This is a genomic window from Variovorax cryoconiti (genome assembly GCF_051216395.1).
Taxonomy (GTDB): domain Bacteria; phylum Pseudomonadota; class Gammaproteobacteria; order Burkholderiales; family Burkholderiaceae_C; genus Variovorax.
Genome location: NZ_JBPJZI010000006.1, coordinates 70069 through 84049 on the forward strand (window position 1 = coordinate 70069; position 13981 = coordinate 84049).

Sequence of the window (13981 nt, forward strand, 5' to 3'; positions counted from 1 at the left end):
AGTGACCCACAAGTATGTCCGGCGACGACTGTTAAACAGTGTCAATTTATTCACGCCGGGCCGGCTTTGTTGACCTCGGTCGGGGTTCCGGGGCGCTCCGCGCCCGCCGAAAATCAAAGAAACCAGTGCGTCAGCGATGCGGCGACCGCCGCGCATGCCGCCCACCAAGGTCCCTCCGTGTCACTTCTGCTCCTTCATCAGCTCGCTCATGCGGCGCTTCCGGTCAACCTGTTCTCGGGGGAGGAAGTGGATGGTCTGCGCGTCCTGTACCTGGCGGGGCACGTGAAGGCGACGATCCCCTTGCCGGTGCGCACACTGTATGGGTATGACCAGCCGCCGGCGACGGTGGAGGCCGTCACGCCGCTCGGCCATTGGATGCTGCGTCGTTTCCCGTTGGCGACACCGAACGGGAAAGCGGCTCGACCCGCGCGGGCGCCTCGCAAGCGCCTGCTGGGCCGGTTCTGACTCAGCGTGCCGACTCGTCCAGTGTTGCGATGGAGGCGGCCACACGCGCGGCCATCGCCTGGGTGAGCACGATCTGCGAACGGCTCAGGGTCACCAGCATGCCGATGCCGACCCCCGCGGCCGAGGCCAGGGCCACCACGAACTGTGCTTGCGAAAGCGTTTCCATTTTGGTGCCTTTCGAGGAAGTGACGAACCCACGGGGCGAGCCAGCAGTCTGTGCGTGAGGCAGCGTGTCCTCAATACGCCATTCGGCTAAACGCGCCCCGGCGTCGGCCGGGTCGCGCACGCCGCTATGCCGCATCGCCGATGGCTATTCGGCACTGTCGTCGCCGTCCACGCTGGCGCTCCAGCGCGGGCCCCAGCCGCTTCGGGCCTGGTCGAGGCTGCGCCGCTCACGCTTGGTCGGCCGTCCCTGCTCGATGCTCAGCGCCGGTTCGCTGCCGAGGCGGCGCTGTTCACGCGCTTCGGCCTGCGCTGCAATGCTCTCGGCGGTTTCCTCGTACAGCTGCTGTGCCACCGGCGCCGGCCCGCGCTGGCCGCTCAGTCCCCGGACGACCACGGTCCGCTGCACCGCGCCCTGGCGCAGCGCCACCGTGTCCCCGGCCTTGACTTCGCGCGAGGCCTTCGCCACGTCGCCGTTGACCTGCACGCGGTTCTTGCCGATCTCGTCGGCCGCCAGCGAGCGGGTCTTGTAGAAGCGCGCAGCCCACAGCCACTTGTCGATACGCAGACGATCCATTCCTATCCTTGTTGCAGCGGCACCCGCACGGTGGCGTCGAGCCCGACGACGTGGCCGTCCGCCAGGCGATTGTCCAGCGCGATGGTTCCCCCCAGTGCCTGCACGATCTCCTGGCAGATCGCCAACCCGAGCCCCGAGCCGCTGGCCATGTCGCCGGCAGAGAAGGGCGCGAACAACCGGCCCCGCAGTTCGTCCGTGATGCCGGGGCCGGCATCGGCGATGCTCAGCAGCGCCTCGCCATGGTCGGCACGAACGCGTACCGACAGCATGCCGCCGCGCGGGCTGTGCTTGATGGCGTTGTGCAGCAGGTTGCGTGTCAGCTCCTGCAGCATCCAGCGGTGGGCGTGCACCTGCACGGCCTCGGCGTCGAGCTCGAAGTCGAGCGCCTTGTCCGCGATCAGCGGCGACACGTCGAGCGCCACCTGGCGCACCACCTCGCCCAGGTCCTGCGTGCTCGACTCCGGCTGCTGGCGCAGCTGCTCGACCTTGGCGAGCGAGAGCATCTGGTTGGCCAGCGTCGTCGCCCGCGCCACGGTGGCGTCGATCTCGCAGAGGGCCTGATCCGCCGGCACGTCGCCGCGCCGCGCCGACTGCACCTGCGCCTTGAGCACGGCCAGGGGCGTGCGCAACTGGTGGGCGCTGTCGCGCACGAAGCGCTTCTGGTGGTCGAGCAGCGCCTGCAGCCGGCCCATGACGCGCGTCGTCGCTTCGACCAGCGGGCGCAGTTCGCGCGGGGCGTCGGGCGCGTCGATGGGCGACAGGTCGTCGGCGGCGCGGGCCTCGATGGCTTCGCCCAGTGCGCGCACCGGCTGGGTCGCACGCTGCACGACCAGCGCGGTGACCCCGGCGATCACGGCCAGCAGCACGGCCTGCCGCCACAGCGTGTCGAACAGCAGCTTGCGCGCCAGGGTCTCGCGGATTTCCAAGGTCTCGGCCACCTGCACCACGGCCATGCCACGACCGACCGAGCTGGCCACGGGCTGCAGCAGCACGGCGATGCGCACCTGCTGCCCGCGAAACTCCGCATCGTAGAAGTCGACCAGCGCCGCGTAGGGCGGGCGGATCGGCAACGTCCCGCGCCAGAAGGGCACCTCGTCGAAACCCGAGATCATCTCGCCATTGAGCGTCGACACGCGGTAGTACATGCGGCTCTGGCTGTCGGCCTCGAAGGCCTCGAGCGCGGAATAGGGCACGACCGCACGCAGCACGGCCGCCTCGTCGTAGCCGGTCACGTCGAGCTGCTCGCCGATGGTCTTGGCCGACGCCAGCAGCGTGCGGTCGTAGGCGATGGTGGCGGCGGCCAGGCTCTGGCGGTACAGGCTCACGCTGTTGACCGCAATGACCAGCGCCACCGGCAGCAGGATGCCGAGCAGCAGCCGCGCCCGCAGGGAGATCGCCGAGATCGCGAACAACCGCCTCACGGCTCCTCGCGCAGCAGGTAGCCCAGCCCGCGCAGCGTCATCAGCGCCGTGCCGGTGCCGACCAGCTTCTTGCGCAAGCGATACACCACCACCTCGATGGCCTCGTACTGCACGTCCGCCTCGCCGGGGAAGACCAGTTCGAACAGCCGCTCCTTGGTGACGGCATGGCCGGGGTTGGCCATCAGCGCCTTCAAGAGCGCCAGCTCGCGGGGCGTCAGCTCCAGTACGTCAGCGCGGTGGTAGATGGCGCCGCTCGCGGTCTCGTAGCGCAGCCCGCCGACCGGCGGCGGTCCGGGCGGCGCGTCGCCGCCGTCGGCTTGTTGATGGCGGCGGCGCAGGGCGCGCAGGCGCGCCTCGAGCTCGTCCAGGTCGAAGGGCTTGGGCAGGTAGTCGTCGGCGCCCGCATTGAGCCCGACGATGCGGTCGCCCACCGTGCCGCGTGCCGTCAGCAGCAGCACCGGCGTGCGCAGGCCGGCAGCGCGTGCCTGGGCCAGCACCTGCAGGCCGTCGAGGTTCGGCAGGTTGAGGTCGAGCGCGACCACGTCGGGCTCCAGCGCCTGCCATTGCGCCAGCGCGAGCGCGCCGTCGCCGCACACCCGCACGTCGATGCGGCGGCGGCCCAGCGTGCGCTGCAGCGTGGTTTGCATGGTGGGGTCGTCTTCGACCAGCAGCAGCTTCATCAGGGGAGGTGGGTTCGGTGTTTACCCCAGTCCGCAGGACAGCCAACTGACAGCGGGGCGGCGCATCATAGCGGCGTTCAGCTTCCCCCCAGATTCCACCCTACAAGGAGACATTCAATGCGTCGCGACACCTTTTTGAAGTCATTGGCCGCCCTGGCCGCCGCGGGCGCCTTGCCCCTGTCGGCACGCGCCGCCGCCAACCTCAAGATGATGATCCCCGCCAATCCGGGTGGCGGCTGGGACACCACCGGCCGCGCGCTGGGCAAGGCCATGACCGACGCCAAGGTGGCCGACACGGTCACCTACGACAACAAGGGCGGTGCCGCCGGCGCACTGGGCCTGGCGCAGTTCGTCAACGGCGCCAAGGGTGACCCGAACGCGCTGATGGTCATGGGCTCGGTCATGCTGGGCGGCATCATCACCGGCAAGCCGCCGGTCAAGCTCGAACAAGCCACGCCCATCGCCCGCATCACGACCGAATACAACGTGTTCGTGCTGCCGGCCAGCTCGCCGCTCAAGACCATGAAGGACGTGGTCGACCAGCTCAAGAAGGACCCGGGCAGCGTCAAGTGGGGCGGCGGTTCGCGCGGCTCCACCGAGCACATCGCCGCGGCGATGATCGCGCAGAAGGTCGGCGCCGATCCGTCGAAGATCAACTACGTGGCCTTCCGCGGCGGCGGCGAAGCCACCGCGGCCATCCTGGGCGGCAACGTCACGGTGGGCGGCAGCGGCTACAGCGAATTCGCCGAGTACATCGCGGCCGGCAAGATGCGCGCGATCGCCGTCACCTCGGCGCAGCGCCTGCCGGGCATCAACGTGCCGACGCTGAAGGAGCAGGGCATCGACGTCGAGATCGGCAACTGGCGCGGCGTGTACGGCGCCCCGGGCCTCACGCCCGAGCAGCGCAAGACCGTCACCGACATGGTGCTGGCCGCGCTCAAGAGCTCCGCCTGGGCCGAAGCGCTCAAGAAGAACGACTGGACGCCGGCCGTGCTGTCGGGCGACGCCTTCGCGAAGTTCGTCGACGACGACTTCGCCAGCCTGCGCGCCATCATGGCCAAGTCCGGAATGATTTGACTCTCCCCCGGGGCTTGCCCACTTCGTGTGGGTGCGCCCACCCCCTTCCGGGGGCGACACCGACGGCCCGGCAAAGCCGGTTCCGTGGTGTCTCTGGAAGGGAGACTCATGCTTGCTTAAGAGAAAAAACATGCACTCCAACTCTCTTCCTGCAGAAGCGGGCCGCGGCGCCATGTGGCCGCAGACCCTGGTCGGCGCCGGCGTGCTGCTCACCGGCCTTGCGCTGGCGGCGGGCGCCATCGGCATTTCGTCGGAGGCGGGCTACGGCGGCGTCGGCCCCAACTTCCTGCCGTGGCTCGTGTCGATCGTTCTGTCGATCTGCGGCGCGTGGATCATCTGGGAATCGCGCACCGGTGGCTTCCGCGACATGGACGAACCCTCGGGCGCGGTCGAGACCTACTGGTCAGGCTTCGTCTGGGTGTCGGCCGGGCTGCTGCTGAATGCTGCGCTGATCACCACCATCGGCTTCATCTTCAGCTGCACGCTGTGCTACGTGCTCGCGGTCCAGGGCCTGCGCCGCGCGAGCGGGCAGGGCGGCGTCAACAGCCCGCGCACCTGGCTCATCGATGCCGTCACCGGCGCGCTCATCGCAGCGCCGGTGTTCTGGATGTTCACGCAGTTCCTGGCGATCAACCTGCCGGGCCTCACCGCCACGGGCTGGATCTGACATGGACATCTTCAACGCACTCATGCAGGGTTTCGCTGCGGCGATCACCCCGGCCAACCTGCTCTGGTGTCTGGTCGGCTGTGCCCTCGGCACGGCCGTCGGCGTGCTGCCCGGTATCGGCCCCGCGGTGGCGGTGGCCATGCTGCTGCCCATCACCGGCAAGGTCGACGTCACGGCCTCGATGATCTTCTTCTCGGGCATCTACTACGGCGCGATGTACGGTGGCTCGACCACCTCCATCCTGCTGAACACGCCCGGGGAGACGGCCAGCATGGTCACCGCCATGGAGGGCAACAAGATGGCCAAGAGTGGCCGCGCGGGCGCCGCGCTCGCGACCGCGGCCATCGGTTCCTTCGTGGCCGGCACCATCGCCACCGTGGTGGTCACGCTGTTCGCGCCCTTCGTGGCCGACTTCGCCGTGAAGCTCGGCCCGCCCGAGTACTTCCTGCTGATGCTGCTGGCCTTCACCACGGTGAGCGCGGTGCTCGGCAAGAGCACGCTGCGCGGCATGACGGCGCTCTTCATCGGGCTGGCCGCCGGCTGCGTCGGGCTCGACCAGATCTCGGGCCAGGGCCGCTACACGGGCGGCATCCCCGAAATGCTCGACGGCATCGAGATCGTGCTGGTCGCGGTCGGCCTTTTCGCGGTGGCCGAGGTGCTCTACGCGGTGCTGTACGAAGGCAAGGTGACCGAAGGCCAGAACAAGCTCAGCCGGGTGCATATGAGCAAGCGCGACTGGAAACGGTCGATTCCGGCCTGGCTGCGCGGCACCGCCATCGGCACGCCCTTCGGCTGCATCCCGGCGGGCGGCACCGAGATCCCGACCTTTTTGAGCTACGCGATGGAGAAGAAGCTCGCCAAGGACAGCGATGCCAAGGCCGAGTTCGGCACCACCGGCGCCATCGAAGGCGTGGCCGGCCCCGAAGCCGCCAACAACGCGACGGTGACGGCGGCGCTCATTCCCCTGCTGACGCTCGGCATCCCGACCAGCAACACCACCGCCATCCTGCTGGGCGCCTTCCAGAACTACGGCATCCAGCCCGGCCCGCAACTCTTCACCACCTCGGCCGCGCTGGTGTGGGCGCTGATCGCCTCGCTCTACATCGGCAACGTGATGCTGCTGGTGCTCAACCTGCCGATGGTCGGCCTGTGGGTCAAGCTGCTGAAGATCCCCAAGCCCCAGCTCTACGCTGGCATCCTGATCTTCGCGACGGTCGGTGCCTACGGCATGCGCCAGAGCGCCTTCGACCTGTTCCTGCTGTACGCCATCGGCGTGCTGGGCGTGATCATGCGGCGCTTCGACTTCCCGACGGCCCCGGTTGTCGTCGGCATGATCCTCGGCCCCTTGGCCGAAGCGCAGCTGCGCAACGCCATGTCGATCGGCGAGGGCAGCGCAGCGGTGTTCTTCCAGCGCCCGATGTCGATCGTGCTGATCGTCGTGGTGCTGGCCGTGCTGATCCTGCCGCGTGTCGCCAAGGCGATGGCGATGAAAAAAGCGCGGATCGGGGCGCTCTGACTCCCGGTCGTTGATTCAGCGCGGCGCGCCGGCCCGATCGGCCGGCAGCACGATGGTGGCGCGGCCATCCTGCGTGGTCACCGTGTCCGACGCCGCGGGCGGTATGACCGACCCGACCGGCGCCACCACGGTGGCGCGACCGTCGGCGGACGGCATCGCCGCCTCGGTCGGCGGCCCGCCCAAGGCACGATCCAGCGCGGTTCCCGCCGCGCGCACGCAAGCCTCGCGTGACGGTGCCGGCAGATTCCCGCGGTTGCAGGCCGCGACCTCCGCGTCATAGCGCTGTTGCGCAGCGGCGCGGTCGACCGGCCCCTGTTGCGCGAAGCCGTTGATGGCGAGCAGAAGCGCCGTTCCGACGAAGGCGTACTGGATGCGAGTGGCGAGCATGGGCGTCCTCCGTGTTCCGAGGGCTCGATGGTCGACGCTCGATCGCGCTGCTCGCGTGCGATGCCACAGCATGTGCCGGTAGGCCAAGGGCGACGAAACGGTGCCGGTGCCGCAACCCCATGCCGCCCGCGTGTTTCACAGGCATGACTTCTTCGTTGCCTAGATTGCGTGCCGTCGAGCCGGCGCTCCTGTCGGCTCGCGCTCCCATTCCGCATCGAGTCCTTTCCATGTCTCCATTCCTGTCATCCCCCCGTCCGTTCGTCCTTACCCTGGTCGCCGCGCTGTGCCTCTCGGCCTGCGGCGGTGGCGGCGATTCGGGCGCTTCGACCCCCACCACCGGCACGGCGCCGACCGCTCCTGCCGTCGTGGCGGCCGGCGCGCCGAAGGACCTGGGCTTCACGGACACCGCGCCGGTGCCCGACCCGGCGGCCATCCTGCCCTTCGTCGACAACGTCGCGACCAACCAGCGCGGCGATGCACGCTACGCAACCAAGGAAACCAACGCCGGCGTCCGCGTGGTGGCCGGCTTCCTCGATTTCTGGACGCCCAGCACGCTGCTGGTGGACGCAGGCCAAACGGCCCCCGCACAGGCGGGCTTCCCGGCCGTCGCCGCCTCCACCTGGAGCGGGATTCCCGGAGATGCCACCGACGGCAAGGTGCTCAACACGGCCGTGCTGGGCCGCAACATCCAGTACGTGGTCGACGTGACCACCGCCCGCACCAGCGCGCAGGAACTCGCGGCCTACCTCGACGACCGCCGCGGCAAGGCGTACAGCGTCAGCGACGGCCTGGGGCCGCTCACCGCGGCGTGGCGCGCCGCCGCGCAGCAGACCACGACGATCACCGGGATCCCGGCCGACGCCACCACGGTGCTCTACAACGACAGCGGCAACAACACCGGTGTGGGCGGCGGCGCCAACCCGAGTTTCGGCACGGTGGTCGACCTGATCAACAACATCGGCGAGAACGGCTCCACCGAGCCGGCCAAGCGCTACTTCAAGTACGCGCGCCCCTGGCGTTGGAGCACCAGCGTCAAGGTGGTGCCCGCCCTGGAGCCGGCGAAGAGCGCCACGCCCGGCACGGACGGCGGCTTTGTCAGCGGCCATACGGCCGAAGCCGTGCGCAACGGCTTCGCCTTCGGCTACGTGGTGCCCGAGCGTTACCAGGAGATGGTCGCCCGGGGCCTCGAGCTGGGCGAGAACCGCATCCTCGCGGGCATGCATTCGCCGCTGGACGTGATCGGCGGGCGCATCCAGGGCCATGCCGTGGCGGCGGCCAGCCTGTCGACCGGCGCCAACGCCGCGCGCAAGGCCGCGGCCCGCGCGCAGGCCCAGTCGGTGCTGATGACGGCGGTCGGCGCCGCCGATGCCACGGCCTTCAACACCTTCGCGCATTCGCAGGGCACAGACCAGGACCGCTTCGCGGACCACGCCGCCAGCAAGGCCGCCTACCTGCGCCGCATGACCTTCGGCTTCACCCAGGTCGGCGACAAGACGAGGCCGGCCGTCGTACCCAAGGGTGCAGAAGTGCTGCTGGAAACCCGGCTGCCGTACCTCGACGCCGAGCAGCGCCGCGTGGTGCTCAAGACCACCGCCATCGCGTCGGGCTACCCGGCGATGGACGACCCCGAAGGCTGGGGCCGCCTGAACCTGTTCGATGCGGCCGACGGCTACGGTGCGTTCAACGGCGACGTGGTCGTGAAGATGGACGCCAGCCTGGGCGGCTTCCACGCGATGGACAGCTGGCGCAACGACATCGCCGGCGCCGGCAAGCTGAGCAAGACCGGTACCGGCACGCTGCGCCTGGGCGGCAAGAACAGCTACAGCGGCGGAACGCAGCTCGTGGCGGGCACGCTGCAGGCCGACTCGGCCAGCGCCTTCGGTGCGGGCAACGTCTATGTCGGTGGCGGCACGTTGGTCTGCAATGCCGATTCGATGGTGACCATGGCGGGGGCGTACACGCAGCTGGACGGCAGCACGCTGCAGATGAACATTGGCGGCAATGGCGCCGGCCGCTTGACGGTCAAGGGCGTGGCGGCCCTGGGCGGCATATTGAACGTGGCATTCAAATCGGGCGCGGCGCCCAGCGTGGGCGACGTGCTCACGGTGGTGAGCAGCGGCGCGCTGGTCGGCAAATTCAGCGCGATCACGGTACCGGCCGGGTTCAAGGTCACGCCGACCTACACCGCGACCGAGTTGTCGTTGCGCATCGACGCCGCGGTCTGAGCGACCAGCTTTTTCTTCTTCGCCGCCCGGAAGAACGCGATCGTCTGCCAGACAACCACGATCGCGATCACGCTCAGCAGCGTGGCGCTGATCGGGCGAGTGACGAAGATGCCGAACTCGCCGCGGCTCAGCAGCATCGCGCGGCGGAAGTTCTCTTCCAGCATCGGGCCCAGGATGAAGCCGAGCATCAGTGGCGCGGCTTCCATGTCGAGCCTGAGGAACAGGTAGCCGATCAGGCCGAACACGGCCGTCGTGTAGATGTCGTCCAGGCTGTTGTTGATGCTGTAGGTGCCGATGCAGCAGAAGAACAGGATGGCCGGGAACAGCACGACGTACGGGATCTTGAAGACCGACAGCCAGTAGCGCACCAGCGGCACGTTGAGGATCACCAGGAAGCAGTTCCCGATCCACATGCTGGCCACCAGGCCCCAGAACAGGTCGGGGTGGCTGGCGATCATGTTCGGGCCGGGCTGGATGCCCTTGACGATGAAGGCCGCCATCATCAGCGCCATCACGGCGTTCTCGGGAATGCCGATGGCCATGAGCGGGATGAAGCTGGTGCGTGCGGCGGCTTCGTCGGCGGCGGCCTGGCCGGCCACGCCTTCGATGCAGCCGGTGCCGATCTCGTGCTTGTACTTGCTGAATTTCTTGTCGGCCGCATACGCTGCGAACTGCGCAATGGTCGGACCACCGCCGGGCAGGATGCCCAGGATCGATCCGATGACGCTGCCGCGCAAGGCGCTCGGGAGGATGCGCTTGAACTCGGGCCAGGTCGGCATGAGCTTGATCTTGCCGTTGAAGGGTGTGAGCACATTCTTGTTGTCGAGGTTCTTCACCACCTCGGCGATGCCGAAGCAACCCAGCGCGATACTGATGAGCCCGACGCCGTCCTGCAGGAAGGCCAGGTTCATCGTGTAGCGCGCCACGCCGCTGTTGACGTCGGTGCCGATCATGCCGAGCAGCACGCCGATCATGGCCATCGCCAGGCCGTTGAGCAGGCTGCCGCTGCTGACGAAGCTCACGCAGAAGAAGCCCAGCAGCATCAGCGCGCAATAGTCGGCCGGACCGAACAGGAAGCCCACTTCGCCCAGCATGGGCGCCATGGTCGCCAGCACGACGATGGCCACCGTGCCGCCGATGAAGCTCGAGATGCCGGCCGTGAACAGCGCCAGGCCCGTCTTGCCCTTGAGCGTCATCTGGTAGCCGTCGATGCACGCCACGATGCTGCTGGCGTGCGGGATCTTCATCGTGATCGCGCTCACGCTGTCGCCGTACTGCGCGCCGTAGTAGATGCCGGCCAGCATGATGAACGCGCCGCCGGCGGGGATGGAGTAGGTCAGCGGCAGCAGCAGGCTGATGGTGGAGAGCGGCCCGAGGCCGGGCAGCAGCCCGATCAAGGTCCCGACGGTGCAGCCGAGGGCGCAATAGAGCAGGTTCTGCAGCGTGAGTGCCTGCTCGAACCCGAACGCGAGGTTGTGAAGGAGTTCCATCAGTACAGCGGCAGGCTCAGGCCGAGAAAGTTCTTGAAGGCGAACGCGATCGCGATCAGGCAGACCGAGATCTTGATGTTGCGAAACACGGAGTAGGAGGTGCCGGCGAAGGTCGAGCAGAACACCAGGAACACGATGCCCAGGATCATGTTGATGTACTCGGAGATCACCGCGAAGCCCACCAGGCTGGCCAGGATGAGGGCGATGTTCTTGACGTTGTAGTCCACCGGCAGGCGCTCGATGAAGAACGACCGCCCCGCCGTGATCAGGCCCACCACGAACAGCGCGCAGCTGACCATGAACGGGAACATCCCGGCGCCGGAGTGGCCGAGCGTGCCCAGCTTGTAGTTCAGCGCGACGATGCCAAAGAGCAGGGCGAGGGCCATGATGACCACGCCCCGGACGAAGTTGCGGCTGTTCATGGCGAGCGCCTTTCGAACGGCGCGGGGGTGAGGCTGTAGAGGGGCATGCAAGGGTCTCCAGGTGGTTCGTCCCGAGCATCGCCGCGCGGCAGGCGCAGCGATGCTCGGGCGGCGAATCGTAGAAAGCGATGCTTCCAATCGGCTTTCGTTGGGTCACCCTGCCCGCAAAATACGTGTTAGTCCTTACCGCCTGCTAAGGGTCATTGCTAGGGTGCGGCGATGGCGCCAGCGGCAGTTGCATGACGGCGCGCAGGCCCGGCAGGCGCGTGGGTGCGCCACCGACCTCGACCGCAGCGTCGCCATCTGCGAGCACGATGTCGCCGCCGTTGCGCCGGGCGTAGGCGCGCGCGATGGCCAGGCCCAGCCCAGCGCCTCGCGCGGCGTGGCCGGTGCGGTCGCCGACCTGGCGGAAGCGCTCGAACACCTCGGTGCGCCGCGCCGGCGCGATGCCGGGGCCGTCGTCGCTCACCTCGGCCCATGCCATGTCGCCGGTCGTTCCGGCCCGGACCGTGATGTGGCCGCCGACGGGCGTGTACACGATGGCGTTGTGCACCAGGTTCGAGAGCACCTCGTGCAGCTCGGCGGCGTCCGCGTGCACCGGCACGGCGTGCGCATCGACCCAGCCCAGGTCCTGGTCCTTCTCGTGCGCCAGCGTGAGGTACTGCAGCGCGACGTCCTTGGTCACGGCGTTGAGGTCCGTCAGGTGCAGCGCCTCGGTCGCCGCGGCGTCGTCGGTGGCATGCGCCAGCGACAGCAACTGCTCGCACAGCCGCCGGCTGCGCGCGATCTGCGCGACCATGGCCCGCAGCGTGTCGTGGAGCTGCGCGGTGTCGGTCTCGCGCAATGCGACGCCGGCCTGCGTCATCAGGATGGCGAGCGGGGTGCGCAGCTGGTGCGAGGCGTCGGCCAGGAACTGCGATTGCCGCTCCAGCAGCTGCCTGTAGCCTGCGACGTTCTCGTTGACGGCATCGACCAGCGGCACGACCTCTTGCGGCACGCCGCGCGCGTCGAGCGGCTCCGGCATCTGCCCCTGGCGGCTGCGTACGGAACGCCGCAGCCGCTCGAGCGGCCGCAGCGACCAAATCACGCCCAGCCACACCAGCAGCACGACCACGAGCACCATCCGCAGGTCGCGCAGCAGATGCTGCCGCAGCGACGCGGACTCGGCCCGCGCGCGCTGCGCAGCGCCCGCCTCGAGCAGGCGCCGCGCTTCAGCGGCACCGGCGTCGAGCTGCAGCGTGCCGTCGGGCGCCAGCGTGGCGCCGTGGCGCAGCGTCTCGGCGGTGTCGCGCATCGCGCGGTCGTAAGAGGCCTGGACCAGGTCCTGCAATTCGCGGTAGTCGTTCCAGCTGTCGAGCGCCAGCAGGCCGAGCACGCAGGGCAACAGCAGCGCGAGCAGCCGCGCGCGGATGCCGAAGCGGCTCGCCTCAGCGGGGCGGCTTGTCATGCCCGATGCTCTCCAGCATGTAGCCCAGGCCGCGCACGGTGACGATGCGCACGTCGCCACCGTCGAGCTTGCGGCGCAGCCGGTGCAGCACCAGCTCGATGGCGTCGGGCCCGGCGTCGCTGTCGGCCGGGAAGACCTTGGCCGACAGCTGCCCCTTCTCGACCGGCGAGCCGCTGCGCGCCAGCAGCACCGACAGCGCGGCGCTCTCCCGCGGCGTCAGCTGCAGCAGCTCGCCCGCGAGCGTGAAGGCGCGGGTGCCGTTCGCGCGCACCAGCGAGCCGCACTGCAGCGCCGTGTGCGTGGTCCCGCGGGCGCGCCGCACCAGCGCGTCGAGCCGGGCTTCGAGTTCCTCGATGGCGAAGGGCTTGCCGAGGAAATCGTCGGCACCGGCGTTCAGGCCGCGCACGCGGTCCTGCACCGAGCCTTCGGCGGTGAGCACGAGCACCGGCGTGCGGTTGCCCGCGGCGCGCAGGTCGGCCAGCAGGGCCAGGCCGTGGCGGTCAGGCAGGCGCAGATCGAGCACGACGACGTCGTGGTCGCCGGCGGCCAGCAGCGATTCGGCGGTGGCGGCATCGGGCGCATGGTCGGCGACGAAGCCGCTCTGCTTGAAGGCCCGCATGAGCCAGGCCGCCATCTCGACTTCATCTTCGACAAGGAGCAGGCGCATGCGTGCGATCCTAGCCGCGCGGCCGGTGCGGCGCCGCCCACCAGGCGGCGAGCCCGAGCAATAACAGTGCGCCACCCAGCCAGCGCAGCCAAGACGGCCAGGCGGGGGCGCGGCGCAGCAGTTCGACCTCGCGCACGAAGATCGTCTCGCAGGCGCCGTTGCCGGTGTCCTCGCGCGTGAGCGAGGTGCCGCGCGTGAAGGCGAAGCCGGCGTCGTGGCTGTAGCTGGCGAGCTGCCCGCCGATGCGGACCTGGTCGCCCACGCGCAGCCGGCGCAGCTGCCGGGCGATCGTTGGGTCTTCGGTAAGCAGGTGGTTGTTCGACAGCGCGCGGGTGTATTGCGGCTGCCAGGCCGTGTCGTCGCGGCTGCTGTAGTAGCAGACAAACTGGCCGCTGGAAAAGGACATCTTCTCGTAGGCACCATCGGCCGCGTTGGCGCCCCAGACCATGCAGAGGTCGACCACGTTGAGGTGGTCGTTGCTGGCGCGATGGATCCAGTCCCACCAGGTGTCGGCGTCATGCCGGCTCACGACCAGCCCGGTGATCTCGTAGTCGGCCACGGGCGCGATGCGGTAGTCGACCGTGCCGGCATGCGCCTGGAAAGCCGGTGCCGCCACCGTGCGCTGCAATGGCTCGTCGCTCAGCGCCGGCAGCAGTTCGGCCGCACGCGGCAGGTGGTCGGCCAAGCCGACGCCCAGCGCCAGCGACACGGTGCCGCCGAGCAGCAGCAGGCGCGCCAAACTCATTGGCATACCTTCGTGCTTCGCACTGCGGTGCGA

General features: G+C 69.1%; 15 protein-coding genes. 5 read left to right on the forward strand and 10 right to left on the reverse strand.

All coding sequences use genetic code 11. From position 1 onward, the window contains the following. Positions 1 to 177: 177 nt before the first annotated feature. Positions 178 to 465, forward strand: coding sequence for a hypothetical protein (locus ACSFA2_RS16130; RefSeq protein WP_435456327.1), 288 nt, complete (start codon positions 178 to 180; stop codon positions 463 to 465). 1 nt (position 466) lies between these two features. Here ACSFA2_RS16130 and ACSFA2_RS16135 read toward each other — a convergent pair whose 3' ends face one another. The 4 genes from ACSFA2_RS16135 to ACSFA2_RS16150 form a co-directional block, all read right to left on the reverse strand. Then, positions 467 to 631 (reverse strand): hypothetical protein, encoded by a 165-nt coding sequence (locus ACSFA2_RS16135; protein ID WP_435456328.1) that lies wholly within the window; start codon positions 629 to 631, stop codon positions 467 to 469. A 144-nt stretch (positions 632 to 775) separates the two neighbouring features. After that, the gene (locus ACSFA2_RS16140; RefSeq protein WP_435456329.1) at positions 776 to 1204 is read right to left on the reverse strand and encodes an RNA-binding S4 domain-containing protein; all 429 of its coding nucleotides are present in this window, start codon (positions 1202 to 1204) and stop codon (positions 776 to 778) included. A gap of 2 nt (positions 1205 to 1206) precedes the next feature. Further along, on the reverse strand, positions 1207 to 2625 hold the full coding sequence (locus ACSFA2_RS16145; protein ID WP_435456330.1) for a sensor histidine kinase: 1419 nt from the start codon (positions 2623 to 2625) through the stop codon (positions 1207 to 1209). Then, a complete protein-coding gene (locus ACSFA2_RS16150; RefSeq protein WP_435456331.1) occupies positions 2622 to 3305 on the reverse strand; it encodes a response regulator transcription factor in 684 nt (227 codons plus the stop codon). The genes ACSFA2_RS16145 and ACSFA2_RS16150 overlap by 4 nt, the downstream gene beginning before the upstream one ends. Before the next feature lie 117 nt (positions 3306 to 3422). On the opposite strand from ACSFA2_RS16150, the gene ACSFA2_RS16155 reads away from it, so the two are divergent. The 3 genes from ACSFA2_RS16155 (at position 3423) to ACSFA2_RS16165 (ending at position 6565) form a co-directional block, all read left to right on the forward strand. Beyond that, on the forward strand, positions 3423 to 4382 hold the full coding sequence (locus ACSFA2_RS16155) for a tripartite tricarboxylate transporter substrate binding protein (RefSeq protein WP_435456332.1): 960 nt from the start codon (positions 3423 to 3425) through the stop codon (positions 4380 to 4382). 130 nt (positions 4383 to 4512) lie between these two features. After that, a complete protein-coding gene (locus tag ACSFA2_RS16160) occupies positions 4513 to 5049 on the forward strand; it encodes a tripartite tricarboxylate transporter TctB family protein (protein WP_435456333.1) in 537 nt (178 codons plus the stop codon). A 1-nt stretch (position 5050) separates the two neighbouring features. Next, complete coding sequence (locus ACSFA2_RS16165; protein ID WP_435456334.1) at positions 5051 to 6565, forward strand: tripartite tricarboxylate transporter permease; 1515 nt, start codon at positions 5051 to 5053, stop codon at positions 6563 to 6565. 15 nt (positions 6566 to 6580) lie between these two features. Here ACSFA2_RS16165 and ACSFA2_RS16170 read toward each other — a convergent pair whose 3' ends face one another. Beyond that, complete coding sequence (locus ACSFA2_RS16170; RefSeq protein ID WP_435456335.1) at positions 6581 to 6952, reverse strand: hypothetical protein; 372 nt, start codon at positions 6950 to 6952, stop codon at positions 6581 to 6583. 227 nt (positions 6953 to 7179) lie between these two features. On the opposite strand from ACSFA2_RS16170, the gene ACSFA2_RS16175 reads away from it, so the two are divergent. Further along, complete coding sequence (locus ACSFA2_RS16175; RefSeq protein WP_435456336.1) at positions 7180 to 9177, forward strand: phosphatase PAP2 family protein; 1998 nt, start codon at positions 7180 to 7182, stop codon at positions 9175 to 9177. On the opposite strand, the gene ACSFA2_RS16180 is transcribed toward ACSFA2_RS16175, so the two are convergent. The 5 genes from ACSFA2_RS16180 to ACSFA2_RS16200 all read right to left on the reverse strand — a co-directional run bounded on the left by ACSFA2_RS16180 (position 9132) and on the right by ACSFA2_RS16200 (position 13948). Then, a complete protein-coding gene (locus tag ACSFA2_RS16180) occupies positions 9132 to 10667 on the reverse strand; it encodes a tripartite tricarboxylate transporter permease (RefSeq protein WP_435456337.1) in 1536 nt (511 codons plus the stop codon). The genes ACSFA2_RS16175 and ACSFA2_RS16180 overlap by 46 nt on opposite strands. Further along, complete coding sequence (locus tag ACSFA2_RS16185) at positions 10667 to 11089, reverse strand: tripartite tricarboxylate transporter TctB family protein (RefSeq protein WP_435456338.1); 423 nt, start codon at positions 11087 to 11089, stop codon at positions 10667 to 10669. The genes ACSFA2_RS16180 and ACSFA2_RS16185 overlap by 1 nt, the downstream gene beginning before the upstream one ends. A 193-nt stretch (positions 11090 to 11282) precedes the next feature. Beyond that, on the reverse strand, positions 11283 to 12536 hold the full coding sequence (locus ACSFA2_RS16190; protein ID WP_435456339.1) for a sensor histidine kinase: 1254 nt from the start codon (positions 12534 to 12536) through the stop codon (positions 11283 to 11285). Further along, on the reverse strand, positions 12517 to 13203 hold the full coding sequence (locus tag ACSFA2_RS16195; RefSeq protein ID WP_435456340.1) for a response regulator: 687 nt from the start codon (positions 13201 to 13203) through the stop codon (positions 12517 to 12519). The genes ACSFA2_RS16190 and ACSFA2_RS16195 overlap by 20 nt, the downstream gene beginning before the upstream one ends. A gap of 10 nt (positions 13204 to 13213) precedes the next feature. Next, the gene (locus ACSFA2_RS16200; RefSeq protein ID WP_435456341.1) at positions 13214 to 13948 is read right to left on the reverse strand and encodes a hypothetical protein; all 735 of its coding nucleotides are present in this window, start codon (positions 13946 to 13948) and stop codon (positions 13214 to 13216) included. Positions 13949 to 13981 lie beyond the last annotated feature (33 nt).

Excerpts from the sequence above, each read along its gene's own strand:
- ACSFA2_RS16185 (WP_435456338.1), bottom strand. The coding sequence starts at position 11,089 with ATGAACAGCCGCAACTTCGTCCGGGGCGTGGTCATCATGGCCCTCGCC.
- ACSFA2_RS16150 (WP_435456331.1), bottom strand. The coding sequence starts at position 3,305 with ATGAAGCTGCTGCTGGTCGAAGACGACCCCACCATGCAAACCACGCTG.
- ACSFA2_RS16190 (WP_435456339.1), bottom strand. The coding sequence starts at position 12,536 with ATGACAAGCCGCCCCGCTGAGGCGAGCCGCTTCGGCATCCGCGCGCGG.
- ACSFA2_RS16165 (WP_435456334.1), top strand. The coding sequence starts at position 5,051 with ATGGACATCTTCAACGCACTCATGCAGGGTTTCGCTGCGGCGATCACC.
- ACSFA2_RS16175 (WP_435456336.1), top strand. The coding sequence starts at position 7,180 with ATGTCTCCATTCCTGTCATCCCCCCGTCCGTTCGTCCTTACCCTGGTC.
- ACSFA2_RS16195 (WP_435456340.1), bottom strand. The coding sequence starts at position 13,203 with ATGCGCCTGCTCCTTGTCGAAGATGAAGTCGAGATGGCGGCCTGGCTC.
- ACSFA2_RS16200 (WP_435456341.1), bottom strand. The coding sequence starts at position 13,948 with ATGAGTTTGGCGCGCCTGCTGCTGCTCGGCGGCACCGTGTCGCTGGCG.
- ACSFA2_RS16155 (WP_435456332.1), top strand. The coding sequence starts at position 3,423 with ATGCGTCGCGACACCTTTTTGAAGTCATTGGCCGCCCTGGCCGCCGCG.
- ACSFA2_RS16135 (WP_435456328.1), bottom strand. The coding sequence starts at position 631 with ATGGAAACGCTTTCGCAAGCACAGTTCGTGGTGGCCCTGGCCTCGGCC.
- ACSFA2_RS16140 (WP_435456329.1), bottom strand. The coding sequence starts at position 1,204 with ATGGATCGTCTGCGTATCGACAAGTGGCTGTGGGCTGCGCGCTTCTAC.
- ACSFA2_RS16180 (WP_435456337.1), bottom strand. The coding sequence starts at position 10,667 with ATGGAACTCCTTCACAACCTCGCGTTCGGGTTCGAGCAGGCACTCACG.
- ACSFA2_RS16160 (WP_435456333.1), top strand. The coding sequence starts at position 4,513 with ATGCACTCCAACTCTCTTCCTGCAGAAGCGGGCCGCGGCGCCATGTGG.
- ACSFA2_RS16170 (WP_435456335.1), bottom strand. The coding sequence starts at position 6,952 with ATGCTCGCCACTCGCATCCAGTACGCCTTCGTCGGAACGGCGCTTCTG.